The sequence below is a fragment of the Nocardia sp. NPDC047648 genome (assembly GCF_040642815.1).
GTDB classification, from domain to species: Bacteria; Actinomycetota; Actinomycetes; order Mycobacteriales; family Mycobacteriaceae; genus Nocardia; species Nocardia gamkensis.
Map to the genome: position 1 here is coordinate 1 of NZ_JBEYSX010000006.1, position 18,661 is coordinate 18,661.

General features: G+C 70.9%; 16 protein-coding genes. 9 read left to right on the top strand and 7 right to left on the bottom strand.

Going from position 1 to position 18,661, the window contains the following annotated elements:
* Nucleotides 1–279: 279 nt before the first annotated feature.
* The 7 genes from ABZ803_RS14500 to ABZ803_RS14530 all read right to left on the bottom strand — a co-directional run bounded on the left by ABZ803_RS14500 (nt 280) and on the right by ABZ803_RS14530 (nt 8,752).
* Entirely contained in the window at nt 280–2,403 is a 2,124-nt protein-coding gene (locus tag ABZ803_RS14500; protein ID WP_357037204.1) for a RecQ family ATP-dependent DNA helicase, read from the bottom strand.
* Between the two features lie 70 nt (nt 2,404–2,473).
* The gene (locus tag ABZ803_RS14505; protein WP_357037207.1) at nt 2,474–2,959 is read right to left on the bottom strand and encodes a hypothetical protein; all 486 of its coding nucleotides are present in this window, start codon (nt 2,957–2,959) and stop codon (nt 2,474–2,476) included.
* A gap of 115 nt (nt 2,960–3,074) precedes the next feature.
* Nucleotides 3,075–4,007: an alpha/beta fold hydrolase gene (locus tag ABZ803_RS14510; RefSeq protein ID WP_357037210.1), complete on the bottom strand. Its 933-nt coding sequence runs from the start codon at nt 4,005–4,007 to the stop codon at nt 3,075–3,077.
* A 46-nt stretch (nt 4,008–4,053) separates the two neighbouring features.
* On the bottom strand, nt 4,054–5,277 hold the full coding sequence (locus tag ABZ803_RS14515) for an RtcB family protein (RefSeq protein WP_357037213.1): 1,224 nt from the start codon (nt 5,275–5,277) through the stop codon (nt 4,054–4,056).
* Nucleotides 5,278–5,370: 93 nt separating this feature from the next.
* Complete coding sequence (locus tag ABZ803_RS14520) at nt 5,371–6,450, bottom strand: amidohydrolase family protein (protein WP_357037215.1); 1,080 nt, start codon at nt 6,448–6,450, stop codon at nt 5,371–5,373.
* Between the two features lies 1 nt (nt 6,451).
* Nucleotides 6,452–7,822 (bottom strand): glutamine synthetase family protein, encoded by a 1,371-nt coding sequence (locus ABZ803_RS14525; protein ID WP_357037218.1) that lies wholly within the window; start codon nt 7,820–7,822, stop codon nt 6,452–6,454.
* Between the two features lie 51 nt (nt 7,823–7,873).
* Nucleotides 7,874–8,752 (bottom strand): ribokinase, encoded by an 879-nt coding sequence (locus tag ABZ803_RS14530; RefSeq protein WP_357037221.1) that lies wholly within the window; start codon nt 8,750–8,752, stop codon nt 7,874–7,876.
* 110 nt (nt 8,753–8,862) lie between these two features.
* On the opposite strand from ABZ803_RS14530, the gene ABZ803_RS14535 reads away from it, so the two are divergent.
* The 9 genes from ABZ803_RS14535 to ABZ803_RS14575 all read left to right on the top strand — a co-directional run bounded on the left by ABZ803_RS14535 (nt 8,863) and on the right by ABZ803_RS14575 (nt 18,607).
* Complete coding sequence (locus tag ABZ803_RS14535; RefSeq protein ID WP_357037224.1) at nt 8,863–10,128, top strand: glutamate-5-semialdehyde dehydrogenase; 1,266 nt, start codon at nt 8,863–8,865, stop codon at nt 10,126–10,128.
* 83 nt (nt 10,129–10,211) lie between these two features.
* Nucleotides 10,212–11,117, top strand: coding sequence for a MoxR family ATPase (locus tag ABZ803_RS14540; RefSeq protein ID WP_357037227.1), 906 nt, complete (start codon nt 10,212–10,214; stop codon nt 11,115–11,117).
* Nucleotides 11,118–11,120: 3 nt separating this feature from the next.
* On the top strand, nt 11,121–12,548 hold the full coding sequence (locus ABZ803_RS14545) for a VWA domain-containing protein (RefSeq protein WP_357037230.1): 1,428 nt from the start codon (nt 11,121–11,123) through the stop codon (nt 12,546–12,548).
* Between the two features lie 9 nt (nt 12,549–12,557).
* Nucleotides 12,558–12,899, top strand: a complete 342-nt coding sequence (locus ABZ803_RS14550; protein ID WP_357037233.1) for an MmcQ/YjbR family DNA-binding protein — start codon at nt 12,558–12,560, stop codon at nt 12,897–12,899.
* A gap of 53 nt (nt 12,900–12,952) precedes the next feature.
* On the top strand, nt 12,953–14,803 hold the full coding sequence (locus tag ABZ803_RS14555) for an HSP90 family protein (RefSeq protein WP_357037236.1): 1,851 nt from the start codon (nt 12,953–12,955) through the stop codon (nt 14,801–14,803).
* A 2-nt stretch (nt 14,804–14,805) separates the two neighbouring features.
* The gene (locus tag ABZ803_RS14560) at nt 14,806–16,767 is read left to right on the top strand and encodes a hypothetical protein (protein ID WP_357037239.1); all 1,962 of its coding nucleotides are present in this window, start codon (nt 14,806–14,808) and stop codon (nt 16,765–16,767) included.
* A 103-nt stretch (nt 16,768–16,870) separates the two neighbouring features.
* The gene (gene nadD, locus ABZ803_RS14565; RefSeq protein ID WP_084499312.1) at nt 16,871–17,512 is read left to right on the top strand and encodes a nicotinate-nucleotide adenylyltransferase; all 642 of its coding nucleotides are present in this window, start codon (nt 16,871–16,873) and stop codon (nt 17,510–17,512) included.
* A 28-nt stretch (nt 17,513–17,540) separates the two neighbouring features.
* On the top strand, nt 17,541–17,951 hold the full coding sequence (rsfS, locus tag ABZ803_RS14570; RefSeq protein ID WP_040865522.1) for a ribosome silencing factor: 411 nt from the start codon (nt 17,541–17,543) through the stop codon (nt 17,949–17,951).
* On the top strand, nt 17,945–18,607 hold the full coding sequence (locus ABZ803_RS14575) for a histidine phosphatase family protein (protein ID WP_040865576.1): 663 nt from the start codon (nt 17,945–17,947) through the stop codon (nt 18,605–18,607). The genes rsfS and ABZ803_RS14575 overlap by 7 nt, the downstream gene beginning before the upstream one ends.
* The last annotated feature ends 54 nt before the right edge of the window (nt 18,608–18,661 follow it).

Consider the following 18,661-nt stretch of genomic DNA (forward strand, 5'->3'; position numbering starts at 1 on the left):
CGCTTGCTCCTTCGTCGCCTACGCGACGGCCGCGCAAACGCGAGCCGGGCCGCGAACGGCGCATGCTCGGTCTCGCTTCGCTCGAAACCGGGAGTCGGGGTGAGCGGGGCGCGTAGGACGGTAGCCGTGCCACCTCGATGTGCCGCCGTAACGCCGGTGGGATTGCCGCTGGGCTTCGTAGCGTATATGTGGCGAACGATTCGACGGACGCCGGTAAACGTGTTCGACGTGCGGGGTGACTCTCTCTGGGGCGGTAGGAGACCGGTCTAAGTCGGCAGACTACGTCGGCGTGGCCAACGCGAACGGGAGGATGGCGTCGGCGCCGACCGCTCGGAGGGCGTGGGCGGCGACGGTGAAGGTCCAGCCGGTGTCGGTGATGGTGTCGACCAGCAGGATCGGGCCCGGCACGTCGGTGAGGTCGGGGATCTCCCAGGAGTCGAACAGTCCGGCTACGCGGTGTGCTGAGTTGGCCGCCGAGACGGGTGGGCGGTCGGGGCGGGTGCGCAGGGTGCCGAGGTCCCGCAGGCGGCCGACCTCGGCCAGCCGGGCGGCGAGGGTGGCGGTGAGCACGGGATAGCGCGGGGATTCCAGTGCGAGTACCGACCTCGGGCGGTTGGCCCAATCCCATTCGCGCAGCACGGCGACGCAGGCGTCGAAGACCGCGTCGGGGACCGGATCGTCCGGGCTGTCGAGCAGCGCGCGCAGTCGCTGCCCCCAGCCCAGGTCGGTCAGCCTGCCGAGGACGCGGCCGGTCTCGGCGCCGCCGGTGATCTTGCCGGACAACGGGATTCCCAGCTTGGCCATGCCGGTGGGCCACTGTTTTCGGGGCGCGAGATCGATGCCGGGGCGGTCGAGCCGGGCCTTGGTGGCGGCCACCGCGTCGGCGGCGACGGTGCGGTCGGGGCGGCTGCCGGTGCAGTTGTCGCAGCGGCCGCAGCCGGGCGAATCCGCCGCGTCGGCGGACAGTCCCGGGTCGTCGAGCTGGCGGCGCAGGAATTCCATCCGGCAATCGGTGGTGGACTGGTAGTCGATCATGGCTTGCTGTTCGGCCTCGCGGGCGATGGACAGGCGCTCGTAGCGCTCGGTGTCGTAGGTCCACGGAAGGCCGGTGGCGATCCAGCCGCCGCGCACGCGGCGCACCGCTCCGTCCACGTCGAGCACCTTCAGCACCATCTCCAGCCGGGAGCGATTCAGCTCCACCAGCGGCTCCAACGCCGCGGTGGACAACGCGCGGTCGGAGTCCAGCGCGTCGAGCACGGCGCGCACGATGTGCTCCCGGGGGAACGCGACGGAGGCGAAGTAACTCCAGATGCGCGCGTCCTCGGGGCCGGGGAGCAGGATCACCTCGGCCCGGTCGGTGCCGCGCCCGGCGCGTCCGACCTGCTGGTAGTAGGCGATGGGGGAGGACGGCGCGCCGACGTGCACCACGAACCCGAGGTCGGGTTTGTCGAAGCCCATGCCCAGCGCGGAGGTGGCGATGAGCGCCTTCACCTCGTTGTTCAGCAGCGCCGCCTCCAAAGCCTCGCGTTCGGCGGGGTCGGTCTGCCCGGTGTAGGCGGCGACGGTGTGGCCGTGTGAGTTCAGTACGTCGGCGAGATCGTGCGCGGCGGCGACGGTGAGCGTGTAGACGATGCCGGAGCCGGGCAGCCGGTGCAGATGGCCGCTGAGCCAGGCGGTGCGTTCCACGGCGTCGTCGAAGCGGACCACCGACAGGTGCAGCGATTCGCGATCCAGCGTGCCGCGCAGCACCAGCGTGTCGGTGCCGATCTGGGTGGCGACGTCGGTGACCACCCGGTCGTTGGCGGTCGCCGTGGTCGCGAGTACCGGGACGTCGGAGCCGAGGTCGGCGATCAGCGTCCGGATGCGCCGGTAGTCCGGCCGGAAGTCGTGGCCCCAGTCCGAGACGCAGTGCGCTTCGTCGATCACCACCAGCCCGGCGTCGGCGGCGAGCCGGGGCAGGACCTGATCGCGGAAGTCCGGGTTGTTCAACCGCTCCGGGCTGACCAGCAGCACGTCGACCGCGCCCGCGGCGACGTCGGCGTGGATCTCGTCCCACTCGGTGACATTGCCGGAGTTGATGGTCGCCGCGACCACCCCCGCGCGCTGCGCCGCCGCCACCTGGTTGCGCATCAGCGCGAGCAGCGGCGACACGATCACCGTCGGCCCGCGACCCGCCCTGCGCAGCAGCTTCGCGGCGATGAAGTACACCGCCGACTTTCCCCAGCCGGTGCGCTGCACGACCAGCGCCCTGCGCCGCCGTACGACGAGCGCCTCGATCGCGGTCCACTGGTCCTCCCGCAGCCGAGCGCCCGCACCGGCCAGCTCGCGTAGCAGCTGTTCGGCGTGCTCGCGCAGGTCGGGGGCGGTGAGATCGATCGAAGACGCGCCGGTGGCCGTGGTCATGCGCTCCATCGTGCCCGACGACTCCGACAGGTCGCCGCGTGCCCGACCGCCGCCGCGCCGGGCTCGCCCACTACCGGGTCAGCCGGGCGGCGCCTTCCGGCCACACGATCTCGACCGGCACGTCACGCCGGCGAGCGAGCGCGACCACGGATCCGGTGCCGCCGCGCTGCCCAGCCGCGCCGTCCCATATCGCGATCAGCCGATCACACGACGCCAGCATCGTCTCGTTCGCCGCTTCGTAGGCCTCGAGCCCCGCGTCGTCGAAGTCCATCACCCGTACCGCCGTCGCGCGATCGACCAGTTCGTCGAAAAGGCAGGCCTGGTCGGGCCGCACCTGCGCTTCGCGGTAGTTCCGCGACGGCAACACCACTTCCAGTCGCCCGCCGGCATCCAGGACGGCTTTCGCGAACATCGAGTCTGCGCCGCGGGCGAGGCAGCTCACGCCGACCAGGTCCGGGGCGGCGTACGCGGCGAGAAGAGCACCGATCACGGCGGACACCAGCGGCTCGGTGGCAGGCGTGAAGTTCGTATGCCCGGTGACCCCGATGCGCACCATGCAGGTTTCTCCTATGCCGTCATCACCTGCGGTCTCGCAGCTCTGTCCCGAGTTTCACATAGTCACCGGGTGAGCATTCTTCCCACGCGGTCGTCGGCTCGCCGCCGGTCGGACCTCAAGCGGGACGCGCGGTCGCCGCCGCCAGCTCGGCCAGCCGGGCGCGGACCAAGTCCGGGCGTTCCTCGACGATGAAGTGGCCGCAGTCGCGGACCAGTTCGAGCCGGTAGTCGTCGGCGCGGGCGGTTTCGGCGGCGGCGAGCGACGGATGGATCGCCGCGTCCTCGACGCCGAACAGGGCCAGGATCGGCACCCGCGCTCGGCGTTGTTCGCCGCGCCCGGCCGATCGGGGCACTTCGCGCAGCAGGAAGGTGCGGTAGGTGTCGGTCGCCGTGCGGGCACAGACGGGGTCGCGGAAGCGGTCCGCGTATGCCCGGATCACCTCGGGTCCGAACGCCTCGCGATGGCGTACGGCGCCGGCGAAGACGAACTGCTCCAAGAAGCGGGTACGCCGGTGCAGGTAGGTGCCGAACGCCGCGACGGCGGGCTGGTAGAGCAGGAACCGCCACGCGTGCGGGAGGAAATCGCGCGGCGTCTGCCACGGGTGGGCGATGTTGAGCGCCAGCAGCGCGTCGAAGCGCTCCGGCTCGCGCAGCACGAGCAGGTGGGCGATGTAGCCGCCCCAGTCGTGGCCGGCCAGCAGGACGCGGTCCAGGCCGAGCGCGTCCAGCAACGCGAGCAGGTCGGAGGCGACGTCGTCCTTGGCCCACCGGTGTGGCGGGGGACCCGACCAGCCGTACCCGGGCAGATCGGGCGCGATGATCCGCAACCCGGCCGGTGGATCGGCGAGCAGGTGACGGTAGGCGTAGTGATGCTCGGGCCAGCCGTGCAGCGCGAGCACCGGGCGTCCGTCCGCAGGACCCGCCTCGGTGACGTGAAAACGCACGCCGCGGGCGGTCACCTCCGACCGGCGCACGCCGGGAATCTCCGGCGGCCCCGCCGCCGGGTCGGAACCCGGAGCGGGGGCGAAGAAGGACGGCCGCCAAGGCATACCCGATGGTATCCAGGAAGCGGCCGACGGATCCAGACCGCGACGGTCAGCCCTTCACGCAGAGCACCTGACGCAGCGTCGCGACCACGTCGACCAGGTCGCGCTGTGCCTCGATGACCTCGTCGATGTCCTTGTACGCGGCCGGGATCTCGTCCACCACGCCCGCGTCCTTGCGCGACTCGACGCCCTCGGTCTGGGCGATGAGATCGGCCACGGTGAACTGCTTCTTGGCCGCGTTGCGGCTCATCCGCCGTCCCGCGCCGTGCGAAGCCGACTGGAACGAGGCCGGATTCCCCTTGCCGCGCACCACGTACGAGCGAGTACCCATCGAGCCGGGGATCAGCGCGAGATCACCCGCGCCCGCGCGCACGGCGCCCTTGCGGGTGACCAGCATCGGCACACCGTCGATCAGCTCCTCCGCCACATAATTGTGGTGGCAGCTGATGGGCTGCTCGAAACGCACTCCCCGCTCGGCGAATTCGGCGGCGACCGCACGGCAGACCAGGGCGAGCATCACCGCGCGGTTGCGCGCCGCGTACTCCTGCGCCCAGGTGAGGTCGCGGCGGTAGGCCTCCATCTCCGGCGTGCCGGAGACGAAGACCGCCAGGTCGCGGTCGGGCAGATCGATGTTGTGCGGCAGCGTGCGCGCGATCGCCATGTGCCGCTCGGCGAGTTCCTTGCCGATGTTGCGGCTGCCGGAGTGCAGCAGGATCCACACCCGCTGCTCCTGATCCAGGCAGACCTCGATGAAGTGGTTGCCGCCGCCGAGCGTGCCCATCTGCTTGTGCGCCTTGGACTCGCGCGGCTGTACCCGGGCGTCCAGCGTGCCGAACGAACCCCAGAAACGCTCCCAACCGGCCCGCAGCGTCGTAGTGCTCGCGCCGAGCCCGGCGACCTGGGAGCCGAGCCGGGTGACGTCCACGGCGTCGTGATGGGCCTGGAAGCCGACCGGCACCGCCGCCTCGATCCGCGACCGCAGCGACCGCAGGTTATCGGGGAGATCCGCGGCGGTGAGGTCGGTGCGCACGCTCTCCATGCCGCAGCCGATGTCCACGCCGACCGCGGCGGGCGACACCGCATCCTTCATCGCGATCACCGATCCGACCGTGGCGCCCTTGCCGAGGTGCACGTCGGGCATCACGCGGACGCCGTGGACCCATTTCAGCGCGGCGATGTTGCGCAGCTGCTGCAGCGCGGACTGCTCGACCTCGTGCTCGTGGGCCCACATGAGCGTCTGCGCCTTGGTGCCGCGCAGCTCGACGGGAAACATGGTCTCGATCCTTCCGTTGGTCTTCACTGTCAACGGTAGGTACCGGCGGCACCCGGCGCACCCGAATATCCGACCGACCGGGACGGTGGACGGTCAGCCCACGGGGTGTTCGAATCGTGCCCGGTAGACGCGCTCGGCATTCCCGTGGGCGATGGCGTTGACCAGCACTTCGGCGTCGGCGACGGTGATCGCGTCGTCGGCGATCCACTCGTCCATGAGCTTGCCGAGCCCGCGCCGCCAGAGCAGGGCGCCGAGGTAGTGCAACTCCGGTAGCCCGTAGCCGTCCGAGGAGTAGCACAGCGCCCGGAACGGGGCGAGTTCCAGCGTCTCGGCGAGCACGGCTCCGGCCCGCTGCCCGACGTAGGGAATGGTCAGGCCGAGATCCAGGTGGACGTGATCGAAGACGTGCGCGAGGTAGGCGGCGTGGCGATGGAAGGGCCAGCAGTGCAGCAGCATCACCGACAGCCCGGTGCCCGCGGTCCGGCGCAGGAAATCGGTGAGCAGCAGCGGGTCACTGTGCCGCAGGCCCAGATCGGGGTCGCCGAACCCGGTGTGGAATTGCAGGGGCAGACCGAATTCGGCGCCGATCCGCGCCCCGAGACCGACCAGCCAGCCGAGCACGTGCGGATCGGTGAGCCGGTGTTCGGGCGCGAAGCTGGTCGGCGGGTGATCCCGCACCGGGAAGTCCAGACCGCACCGGTAGGCGACGATCGTCTTCAACCCGACGGCACGGGCGGCCCGCGCGCGCAGTTCCGCCTCGATCCGCTCGTAGACCCCGGACACCGCGCCGACCTGGGCGACGACCCGCTCGGCCACCTCCTCCAACCGGACCACCTCGCGTACCTCGCCGTCCACCAAGGCGGCGAAATCAGCCGTGCCGCCGCCGATTCCGGTGTCCAGGTACCACCGGGTCACCCCGGTGGCGCGCAACAGTCGCGCGGCGACCTCCCCGGCGCCGAGCCGGGTGCGATGACGCAGGTAGACATCCGGGCTGACATGGGCGGGCAGGTCGAGCGCGGGGGCACACCAGCGGCGCACCGCGAGCCCGATCGCGGAATCGAAACTTCCGTGCGCGCCCTCGCCGAGCAGGCGCTCGAAGCCGCGCCGGTCCAACTTCCCGGTGTGGACGCCGTGGCAGTGGTGATCGGTGAGCCGCACCCCGTCGGTGAGCATGTCAGAACCGCCAACGTGTCAGGGCGACCAGTTCTTCGGCGCTCGCGGCGGCGTACCGCTCGGCCTCCGCGCGGCGCACGGTGAGCAGCGCGTCGTGCAGTTCGGCGCCCATGGCGTCGGCGAGCACCTCGGACGCGGCGAGGTGGTCGGCGGCTTCGGCCGGTGTGGTGGGTAGGCGGCGCACATCCGACATCATGCGTGCTTCGGCGTCGAAAGACGCGGGGTCCCCGGTGATCTCGACCGGAAGGCGTAAGCGTTCGGCCACACCGGCGAGCCCGGCCGCGATCACCGACCCGACGATCAGGTACGGGTTACCGGTCGCGTCGAGACATTTGATCTCGGCGTTGGCGGCCCACCCCTCGGTGCCGCGGACTCCGGTGACGAAGCGCAGGGCGGCCTCCCTGGTCTCGCGGCCCCAGCACTGCCAGACCCCCGCCCAGCGCGACGGCGCCAGCCGCAGGAAGCTCGCCGGGTTGCCCGCACCGACCGCGACCAGCGCGGGCAGTTCCCGCAACACTCCCGCCAGGAACGCCTCACCGGTCCGCCGCATGCCGTGCGGGCCGTCGCCGCCCGCGAACAGGGGGCCCTCCTCGTCGGTCACCGACAGGTGCAGGTGCGCTCCGGAACCGGCGCCGCCCGGCTCGATACAGGGTGCGAGCAGCGCCCGCCAGCCGTGCCGCGCGCTCATCTGACGGATCGTATGCCGCACCAGCACCGCCTGGTCCGCGGCGGCGACCGGCTCGGACGGTTCGACCGACAACTCCAATTGCGCGAGCGCGTATTCCGGATGGAACTGCGCCACCGCCACACCTTGCCGTTCGAGCGCAGCGACCAGGTCGGCGGCGTATTCGGCGACCTGCCCGAGCCGCACGATGCCGTAAGCCGGGCCGTGGATCGCGGGTGTGAAGCCCTCGGTGCCGTCGGCGCGGCCCACTGCCCATTCGGTTTCGAAGGCCATGGCCAACCGCAGTCCGGCGGCCTGCGCCGCAGCCGTCTGACGTGTCGCGAAGTGGCGCTGACAGGCGACGAAACGGGTGCCGTCCTGGGTGTATTTGTCGGTGGGCGCCCACGCCCAGCCGGGCTGGCAGGCCAGTTCGGTCAGCCCGGCCGGATCCGGGATGAGCCGCAGATCGCCGTCGGGGCCGCCGAGATAGCGCCCGACCGCCATCACGTCGTCGAAGGCGAAGGTCTCGAAGCACGGCGAGACCCCGACGCCGTACCGGGACGCGCGATCCAGCCGCTTCGCCGGGACGGCTTTCACGCGCGTGATGCCCGCGTTGTCCACGAAGCTCAGGGCGACCATGGACGCGTCGACCCTGTGTATCGGAGCGGTGTCGCCGTCGGCGGGGATGCGATCCGGCGTGGTGGCCATGCCCTCACGATATCGGCTCGGGCGCAGCGGGAGCCGTCGTGGCGCGCGCCGTTACTCCGCGGCCAGGGCGGCGGTGATCTCCTCGCGGGCGGGGATCGAACTGCTCGCGCCCAACCGGGTCGTCGCCAGCGCTCCGGCTGTGCACGCCCAGGTCAGCGCCCATTCCGGGCCGCGATGCCAGGCCGCGGCCAACGCGCCGGTGAACGCGTCGCCCGCCCCGGTGGTGTCGACGACCTGCACCCGCGGGCTGGGCCGGGACAGGCGGGCGCCATCCGGTCCGCGATAGTCCGCGCCCGCCGCCCCGCGGGTGACGACCACGTGCGCGACCGCGTCGAGAGCCGCGCCCAGTTTTTCGGCCTCACCCGAATTCACCACGGCGACATCGATATTCGCCCACAGTTCGGCGGGCGATGGGCGCACCGGCGAAGGGTTCAGCAGCACCGTCGTGTCGTGCGCACGGGCGTGGCGGGCCGCGGCGGCGACCGTTTCGACCGGAATCTCCAACTGGCACAGCAAGATATCGGCGGCCGCGATCGCCGTCAGGTCGTCCTCGGTCAGCTCGGTCATCCGCGCGTTGGCGCCCCCGACGACGATGATGCTGTTCTCGCCGTCGTCGTCCACCACGATGGTGGCGATGCCGCTCGGTCCGGCGACGGTGCGCAGCCGGTCGGCCGACACCCCCGCGGCGGTGAGTGCGCCGCGCAGTTCGCCCGCGAAGACGTCGTCGCCGACCGCTCCGAGGAAGCGGACCGCGCCACCCGTTCGCCGCGCGGCAATGGCCTGATTGGCGCCTTTCCCGCCCGGCACCATGGCGAAGCCGCTGCCGAGGACCGTCTCGCCGGGGACGGGCCTGCGCGCCGTCGTGGTTACCAGATCCATGTTGACGCTGCCGAGCACCGCGATCGCGGGAGCATCCGGTTCGACCGTCATATCGCCGGACGGTAGTCGCCCGGCCCGGGCCGCGCACGTGACCCGCGCGCCCGCGTCTGCGCGGCCCAGCGGGTGGGATCGGCGCTGTGCCCCTTGCGTAGGCTGTACCCATGACGGTAGGAACGACCACCCAACCGGATGTCCGTGCGGTGGTGCACGAGGCCGCGCGCAAGGCCAGGGTCGCATCTCGGGCGTTGGCCCAGCTGACGACCGCGCAGAAGAACGACGCACTGCACGCCGCCGCCGACGCGCTGCTCGCCGCCGCCGATCGGGTGCTGGCGGCCAACGCCGAGGACATCGCCGCGGCGCGGGCCGCGGGCACCGAGGAGTCGCTGCTGGACCGCCTGCGGCTGACCGAGCCGCGCATCGACGGCATCGCCTCGGGGTTGCGGCAGGTGGCCGGACTGCCTGATCCGGTCGGTGTGGTGGTGCGCGGCTCGACCCTGCCGAACGGGCTGGAGATCAGGCAGGTGCGCGTCCCGCTCGGCGTGGTGGGCATGGTGTACGAGGCCAGGCCGAACGTCACCGTCGACGCGTTCGGGCTCGCGCTCAAGTCCGGTAACGCCGCCCTGCTGCGCGGCTCGTCCTCGGCGGCGCGATCCAATGCCGCGCTCGTCGCGGTGCTGCGCGAATCGCTTGTCACGCAAGATATCCCGGCCGACGCCGTGCAGCTGCTGCCGAGCGAGGACCGGTCCAGCGTCACCCATCTGATCCAGGCCCGCGGCCTGGTCGACGTCGTCATTCCGCGCGGCGGCGCCGGGTTGATCAGCGCGGTCGTCCGCGACGCGCAGGTGCCCACCATCGAGACCGGCACCGGCAACTGCCACGTCTACGTGCACGCCGCCGCCGATCTGGCCATGGCCGAGCGGATCCTGATCAACGCCAAGACCCGCCGTCCCAGCGTGTGCAACGCGGCCGAGACCGTGCTGATCGACGCCGCCATCGCGGACACCGCGCTGCCGCGGCTCACCGACGCGCTGGAGCGGGCCGGGGTCACCATCCACGGTGACCTCCCCGGCCAGGTTCCGGCCACCGACGCGGACTGGGGCGAGGAGTACCTCACCCTGGACATCGCGCTCAAGGTCGTCGACGGCCTGGACGCGGCGGTGGAGCACATCAACACCTGGGGCACCGGCCACACCGAGGCCATCGTCACCGGCGATCTCGCCGCGGCGCGCGAGTTCACCGGCCGGGTCGACGCCGCCGCCGTGATGGTGAACGCCTCCACCGCCTTCACCGACGGCGAGCAGTTCGGCTTCGGCGCCGAGATCGGCATCTCCACCCAGAAACTGCACGCGCGCGGTCCGATGGCCCTGCCGGAACTGACCTCGACGAAGTGGATCGTCTGGGGCGAGGGGCAGATCCGGCCGGTCTGACCGGTGGCCGGTCTGCCCGGTATGCGCGGCGGCCGCGGAGGATGCCGAGTCGGTGTCCGCGCCGCGCTGCCGTAGCGTGGGGGATGGTTCGGAAGAAAGGTGCCCGGGTGGTGTCGGAGAGCGCAGTACAGGAGCCGGTCTTCTCGTCGGTGGAAGACGTGCTCGAACGGTTGGCGAGCACGGGCTACCTGGCGGACAAGGCCACCGCCACCTCGGTGTTCCTGGCCGATCGCCTGGGCAAGCCGCTGCTGATCGAGGGACCGGCGGGTGTGGGCAAGACCGAGCTGGCGCGCGCTGTCGCGCAGACCTCGGGCGCGGAGCTGGTGCGGTTGCAGTGCTACGAGGGCGTCGACGAGGCCCGCGCGCTGTACGAGTGGAATCACGCCAAGCAGATCCTGCGCATCCAGGCCTCCAGTGAGAACGACTGGCAGGAGACGAAGGCCGACGTCTTCACCGAGGAATTCCTGCTGTCGCGCCCGCTGCTGACCGCGATCCGGCGCACCGATCCCACGGTGCTGCTGATCGACGAGACCGACAAGGCCGACGTCGAGATCGAGGGCCTGTTGCTGGAGGTGCTCAGCGATTTCGCGGTGACGGTGCCGGAGCTGGGCACGATCACCGCCAGCCGCAAGCCGTTCGTGGTACTCACCTCGAACGCCACGCGGGAGCTGTCCGAGGCGCTCAAGCGCCGCTGCCTGTATCTGCACCTGGACTTCCCGGACGAGGAGCTGGAGCGGCGCATCCTGGCCAGCCGGGTCCCGGAGCTGTCGGCGGCCGTCGCCGCGCAGCTGGTGCGGATCGTGCACGTACTGCGCGGCATGCAGTTGAAGAAGCTGCCCTCGGTCGCCGAATCGATCGACTGGGGCCGCACGCTGCTGGCGCTGGGCCTGCGTGACCTGGACGACACGACCGTTCGCGCCACTCTCGGTGTGGTCCTCAAACACCAGAGCGACCATCAGCGCGCGCTGGCCGAACTGAAGCTGGCCTGAGCCGTGGCGGCCGGGTCGGTCCCCGCCGAGGTCGCGTCGCTGAGCGCGCCGCACGGTATTCCGGGGCATCTGGTCGGCTTCGTGGAGGCGCTGCGGGCGCGCGGCATACCGGTCGGCCCCTCGGAGACGGTCGACGCGGGCCGTGTGGTGACCGTGCTCGACCTGATGGACCGCGAGGTCCTGCGCGAAGGGCTGGCGTGCTCGTTGCTGCGGCGCACCACCCACCGGGCGACCTTCGACGGTCTGTTCGACCTGTGGTTCCCGGTCGCCGTCGGGGAACGCGCCGCCGCGGAGGACGAGATCGAGATCCCGCACACCCGCTCGGGTGATGTGGACATCCCCGCCCTGCGCGAACTGCTCGCGCAACTGCTGGCGCAGGAGTCGGCGACCCCGCAGCTGGAGGCGCTGGCCGCGCAGCTGGTCGAGCAGCTGGGCCAGTACCAATCCGCCCGAGGCCCGTCTTTCTCGTCGTATCAGGCGCTGAAAGAAGTGCAGCCGCAGACCTTGCTGGCGAAGATCCTCGCGGGTATGGCCCTCGGGCCGGACGCGAGCGAGTTCGACGCCGAGATCGCCCGCCGCGCGGCCCGCCAGCGCATCGCCGGTTTCCGCGCGACCGTCGAGGCCGAGACCAGGCGGCGGGTCGCCGAGCGGATCGGCCGCGAACGTGTGGCGAGCTACGGCGTGGCCCGCCAGGCCGAAGAAGTCGATTTCCTGCGTGCCTCCGAAGCCGAACTCTCCGAACTCAAGCGCAGCACCCAGCGTTTGGCTCGCATCTTGGCCGCGCGCCTCGCCGCGCGCCGCAGGCACGCCCGCCGCGGTGCCATCGACCTGCGCCGGACCCTGCGCGCGTCCATGTCCACCGGCGGGGTTCCCATCGATCTGGTGCACCGCAAGCCGCGCCCGGGCCGCCCGGAACTGGTGCTGCTGTGCGACGTCTCCGGTTCGGTGGCCGGCTTCAGCAACTTCACGCTGCTGCTGGTGAGCGCGCTGCGCGAACAGTTCTCCCGGGTGCGCATCTTCGCGTTCGTCGACCAGATCGACGAGGTGACCCGATTCTTCGACCCGCACACCCAGCTGGATCGGTCGATGGCCCGGATCTTCGGTGAGGCGAGCGTCGTCGGACTGGACGGGCACTCCGACTACGGCAACGCGCTTGCCGGGTTCGCCAGGGATTACCCGGATGCCGTCACCAGCCGCAGCTCGCTGCTGATCCTCGGCGACGCCCGCACGAACTATCGTGACCCCGAGTTGAACACGCTACGGTCGCTGGTCGAGGTCGCCAAACACGCGCACTGGCTCAATCCGGAACCGCGCAGCCAATGGGGCTCCGGCGATTCCGCCGCCGATAAGTACCGCGACGTGATCGAGATGCACGAGTGCCGCTCGGCCAAACAGCTCACCGCGGTTGTCTCGCGGCTGCTGCCGGTGTAAAAGACCGGCATGGACGATGCCGCGCTGCTGAGCTACTGCCTGGCCAAGCCGGGCGCCTGGCAGGACGAGCCGTGGGAGGGCGACGTGGTCGCCAAGGTCGGCGACAAGATCTTCGCCTTTCTCGGTGCGACGTCGGTCGGCCTCAAATGCGGACGCACTCGCGAGGAGGCCGACGAACTGGTCCGGGTGTATCCGGACGACGTGGCGGCCTCCGCCTACATCGGGCGATACGGCTGGAACGTCATCCAGTTCGGCGGCGCCGTGTCGGATAACGAACTGTACGAGCTGGTCGATCTCTCCTACGAGGCCGTCGTGCGCAAGCTGCCGAAGAGCAAACGCCCGACCGCCTGATCGAAAGGGTTCGTTAAGCGAACCTTTGGCGTGCGCCGACAAGATCGGCGGCCATGGTGAACAGAACGCCGCACGATCCGGCGGCGGTGCACAACAACTATTCGTTCCAGGTCGACCTGCGCGGGATAGTCGATCTGCTGTCGCATCACCTCTACTCCAGCCCTCGGATCTATCTCCGTGAGCTGTTGCAGAACGCTGTGGACGCGGTCACCGCTCGCAACCGACTGGATCCGCTGGCGCCTACCGCGATTCGGCTCACCGTAGGCGAAACCGGCTTGCGGATCAGCGATCCCGGCATCGGCTTGACCGAGACCGACGTCCACCGGTTCCTCGCCACCATCGGCCGCTCGTCCAAGCGCGACGACATCGAAGGCGCACGACGGGAATTCCTCGGGCAGTTCGGGATCGGCCTGCTGGCCTGCTTCACCGTCGCCGAGACCATCCGAGTGGTCAGCCGATCGGCCACCGACCCGACGGCGGCGCCCGTCGAGTGGCTGGCCTCGGCCGACGGTACCTATTCGGTGCGCGCGCTCGACCCGGCGGACTACGCCGAGCCGGGCACCTCCGTATGGCTCACCGCGCGTGGGGGAGCGCGGGAGTGGTTCCAGCCGCGGCGGGTGACCGATCTGGCGCGTGAGTTCGGGTCGCTGCTGCCCTACGAGGTGACGGTGGAGTCGGACGCAGGGGCGACGACGGTCACCGAGGGTGTCCCGGTCTGGCGGCGCGTATTCCCGTCGGCGGATCAGCGCAGGACCGCCCTGCTCGAATACGGGCGCCGGACGCTGGGCTTCGCCCCACTCGACGTCATCGAACTCGAGGCCGGTGCGGCCGGGGTCAGCGGCGTCGCCTATGTGCTGTCCCAGCCGGGAAACCCGTCCGACAGCAGCGCGCACCGGGTGTACCTGAAGGGCATGCTGCTCGGCGACGCGGTGCGCGGCGTACTGCCGGACTGGGCGTTCTTCGTGCGCGGGGTGATCGACACCGACACGCTGCGGCCCACCGCGTCGCGGGAGGGGCTCTACGAGGACGAGCGGCTCGCCGTGGTGCGTGAGGTGCTCGGCGATCGGATCCGGGACTGGCTCACCGAGATCGCCGCCGAACAGCCCCAGCGGCTGGCCGCGTTCCTGTCCGTACACGCGCTCGGGGTGAAGGCGGTGGCCAGGCATTCGGCCGACCTGCTGCGGATCATGCTGCCGCATCTGCATTTCGAGACCACCGACGGGCGCGTGCCGCTCACCGAGTTCACCCGCAACCACCGCACCGTGCGGGTGACCGCGACCGTCGAGGAGTTCCGTCAGGTGGCGGCCACCGCCGCCGCGCAGGGGATCGGCGTCGTCAACGGTGGCTACGCCTACGACCGCGAGCTGGTCGCGCAGCTGCCCCGGCTGATACCCGGCGTCGAGGTGGTGGACCTGGACGCGGGCGCGATCACCGCGGCGCTCGACCCGGTCGACCCCGGCGAGGAATTGGCGCTGGCCTCGGTACTGGCGCTGGCGCGGACCGTGCTCGACCCGCTCGCGTGCGATGTGATCGTGCGCGCTTTCCACCCGGTCACAGTGCCCGCGCTCTACCTCGACGGCCGCGCCGCCCGCAACGAACGGGCCAGGGCGCAGACCGCCGAGGACGCCGACGAATTGTGGGCCGAGATCCTCGGCGCGTTGGCGGTCACGACGCCGCGTGCTCAGCTCGTGCTCAACCATCACAGCCCGATCGTGCGCAGGTTGTCCCGCATCGGCGACCCGGCCTTCCTGAGAACCGCGGTCGAATCGCTCTACGGCCAAGCGCTGCTGATGACCCACCGTCCGCTGAGCGCGGCCGACACGGCGTTGCTCAACCGCGCCTTCGGCGAATTCCTCGGCTGGGCCACCCAACGCGCCGCCGGCCGCGGCGAAGAGACGGAGTGAGCATGGACGCCGCCGAGATCAACGCCGCACTGGCGCACATCTACCCGCTGCCGCACGGCCGGACGCGGACCGAGCGACTGGAGACCCTGGCCGCGGCCGCGAAAACCGGTCCGGATCGCGCGCTCGAAGGCAGGGTGCTGCTGGAGCTGGCGCAGTCCTACACCTACGCGGGCGAACGCGATCTGGTGCCCGTGGTCTACGGCAGGTTGCTGCGCGTCTACGACGATCATCCCGCCGAACTGGGCCCGATGACGCATTCGGTGCACTGGTACCTGAAATGGATGACCTGGGGCATGATCGACAACCCGGCGATACCGCTGGCCACGATCGATCGCTGGTTCGACGAGCTGGACAACCGCTACCGGCAGCGCGGCTACAGCCTTCGCCCGGTGCTGGCGCTGCGCTCCGAACTCGCTCGCGAGATCGGTGACACCGCGGCCGCCGCCGCGTGGCTGGCGCAGGCCATGGCCGCCGCGCGCGACAGCATGTCCGACTGCGACGCCTGTGAGCGCAGCGAATGGGGTGTGACGAGCGTGTACCTCGGCGACGACGAGGCCGGGCTGGCGCGGTGGAAACCCGTGCTCGACGGCGACCGGTCGTGTGCCGAGGAACCGCACCGCGTGCTGGCCGAGGCATTGCTCCCGCTGGTGCGCACCGGGCGCGTCGCGGCCGCGCGCGGCGCGCACCTGACCGGGTACCCACTGGTCCGGCACACCGAGGACCTGCGTCCGTCGGTGGCGTTGCACGTGGAATTCTGCGCGCTGACCGGCAACGAGGCGCGCGGGCTGGAGATCCTCGCCGAACACGCGAGCTGGCTGGCCGATCCCGGCGCCGACGCGGGCGCGCGGCTCGCGTTCGCGACCGGTGTGTGCGTGCTGCTGCGCAGGCTGGTCGCGCTGCGCCTGGGCGATCTCCCGCTGGCGGACGGGACGGTGGAATCGGTGCGCGCGAGGCTGGAAACCGAGATCGGCGCGCTGTGCGCCCGCTACGACGCCCGCAACGGCAACAGCGCGGTCAGCCTGCGTACGGCCGCCCGGCTCGCCGCCGAGCCGCTGCTCGAGCGGTTGCCGCTCGGTGTCCGCAGCACGCTGCCTCGCGCCGCGCACATGCCCGACAGCGCTCCGGCGGCCGACGACTTCTCCGGCGATCGAGCCGGTGAGGTGCGCAGGCTGGCCGAACTCGGCGCCGCCCGGCTCGCCGATACGCCCGAGGAGGCGGAAGCGCATCTGCGGGAAGCGCTGGCGCTCGGCACGCCGGTGCTGACGGGGGAGGAGGCTGCCCGGCTCGGCGCGCAGCTGGTCATCGCCATCGCGAGCCAGCCGGACCGCGAGCTCGATCTGGCCGACGCCGCGGTGCGCGCCGCCGCGCGCTGGGAGGGACTGTCCGAACCGGACGTGCTGCACCACACTGTGGTCGCCGCGCGCGCGTTCCACCGCGCCGAGCGCCACGGCGAGGCGGTCGCCCTGTTCGAACAGGCGCTGGCCGGCGGCGCCATCCCGTATCCGTCCGGTGAACTGGCGGTGGTGCGCGCGCAGTTCGGCCGCTCCCTGGACGCACTCGGCCGCCCGCGCGAGGCCGCGCGGCGGTTCCTCGAAGGGGCGCGTCTGGTCGAGCACGATCCGGAACGGACGAAGCTGCACGCCGAGCTGGCGTGGTCGGCCGCGGGCGCGCTCGAGCACTGCGGGCAGGACGACGAGGCGGTGGCGGCCTACCATCGCGCCGCCGAGCTGTGGGGCCGCCTGGGCGCGGTGGCGGCGCGGGCGGCCTGTCTACGGTCGGCGGCCTGGCTCCAGGTGTCGCCCGGAGCCGACTCCGAGCCCTGGCTCACCTCCATGCGGGCGCTGACCGCCGAGCTGGCCGTGCTGGCCGAACGGTCGGCCGAGGCGGCGGAGGAACTCGCGCACACCCGCGAACAACTGGCTCGCATGCTGCGAATCGGCGGCGTCCCGGAAACCAGCGCCTGAGGCTTGCGGCGGACCGGACTGCGGGCGGGTGTCCCCAGTTCGGTGCCCGCCCCTCGCTGACCGGCCCGTGCGGGCCGTGCGCGACCCGTTAAGCTCGGCAGTCATGCACGAGAGAGGTCGGCGCGGCCGCAAGCTCGGGGTGATGGGCGGCACGTTCGACCCCATCCACCACGGGCATCTGGTCGCCGCCAGCGAGGTCGCGCACCGGTTCGACCTGGACGAAGTGATCTTCGTCCCGACCGGGCAACCGTGGCAGAAATCGCACAAACAGGTCAGCCCGGCCGAGGATCGGTATCTGATGACCGTCATCGCGACCGCGTCCAATCCGCGGTTCTCGGTGAGCCGCGCGGACATCGATCGCGGCAAGATGACCTACACCGTCGACACCCTGCGGGAGATGCAATCGGCGCACCCCGGTGCCGAGCTGTACTTCATCACCGGTGCGGACGCGTTGGCCAGCATCCTGACATGGCAGGATTGGGCGGAACTGTTCGACCTGGCGAAGTTCGTCGGGGTGAGCCGTCCGGGGTACGAGCTGAACATCGATCACCTTCAAGAGCACCTGCGGGATCTTCCGGCGGATGCGGTGACCATGATCGAGGTCCCCGCGCTGGCTATCTCGTCGAGTGAATGCCGTCGCCGCGCCGCCGAGAACCGGCCGGTGTGGTACCTCGTCCCCGACGGCGTGGTGCAGTACATATCGAAGCGGCACCTGTATGTGCCCGGAGCAGCGGAAGGTAGCTGAGCGTGAGCGAGCGCAGCGAGGTGCGGGCATGACGGCGTCGACCGAGTCGGTGGAGATCGCGCAGGTCGCCGCGCTGGCCGCGGACGAGAAGCTGGCGTCGGACGTGGTGGTGCTCGACGTGTCCGAGCAGCTGGTGATCACCGACTGCTTCGTGATCGCGTCGGCGCCCAACGAACGCCAGGTCAACGCCATCGTCGACAACGTGGAGGAGAAGCTACGCGCGGCCGGGCACAAGCCGGTCCGGCGCGAGGGCACCCGCGAAGGCCGCTGGGCGCTGCTGGACTACGTCGACGTCGTCGTGCACATCCAGCACAACGACGAGCGCAATTTCTATGCGCTGGAACGTTTGTGGAAGGACTGCCCCGTCGTGCCGGTCACCGGCCTCACCGGGCCTCCGGAGACACGCTCGGCGGCGACGGAGGACGAGGCGCGATCGTGAGCAGACATGCCGGCGTGCGCACCTTGATCCTGTTGCGCCACGGGCAAACCGAATGGAACGCCGCCGACCGGATGCAAGGCCAGATCGACACCGATCTCACCGAACTCGGTCGCAGACAGGCCAAAGAGGCCGCCCGCGAACTGGTTTCGCGCAACGCCATCGCCATCCACTCCTCGGATCTGCGCAGGGCCTTCGACACCGCGACGGCACTGGCCGAGCACACCGGCCTCACCGTCGTGCCCGACACCAGGTTGCGGGAGACCAACCTCGGCGACTGGGAGGGCCTGACCCACCTGGAAGTCGATGCCGACTACCCGGGCGCGCGCATGACGTGGCGGCTGAACGCGGACTACACCCCGCCCAACGGCGAGAGCAAACTCGAGGTCGGCGCACGGTCGCTGCCGGTGGTGCGGGAGTTGCTGGTCGAGCGGCAGGACTGGCCCGGCCGGACTATCATCCTGGTGGCGCACGGCGGGCTGATCGCCGCCCTCACGGCCGCGCTGCTCGACCTGCCGCCGCAGAACTGGCCGATCCTCGGAGGACTGGCCAACACCAGCTGGGTGCAGCTCAGCAGTCACGGCCCGAGCATCGAACAGCCCGGCTGGCGTCTGGATGTGTGGAACGCGGCGGCGAAGGTAGCACCGGATGTCCTCTGAAGAGCCGATCAGATCGGTCCCCGACGAACTGTTCCGTAAGGTGTCGGCCAAGCC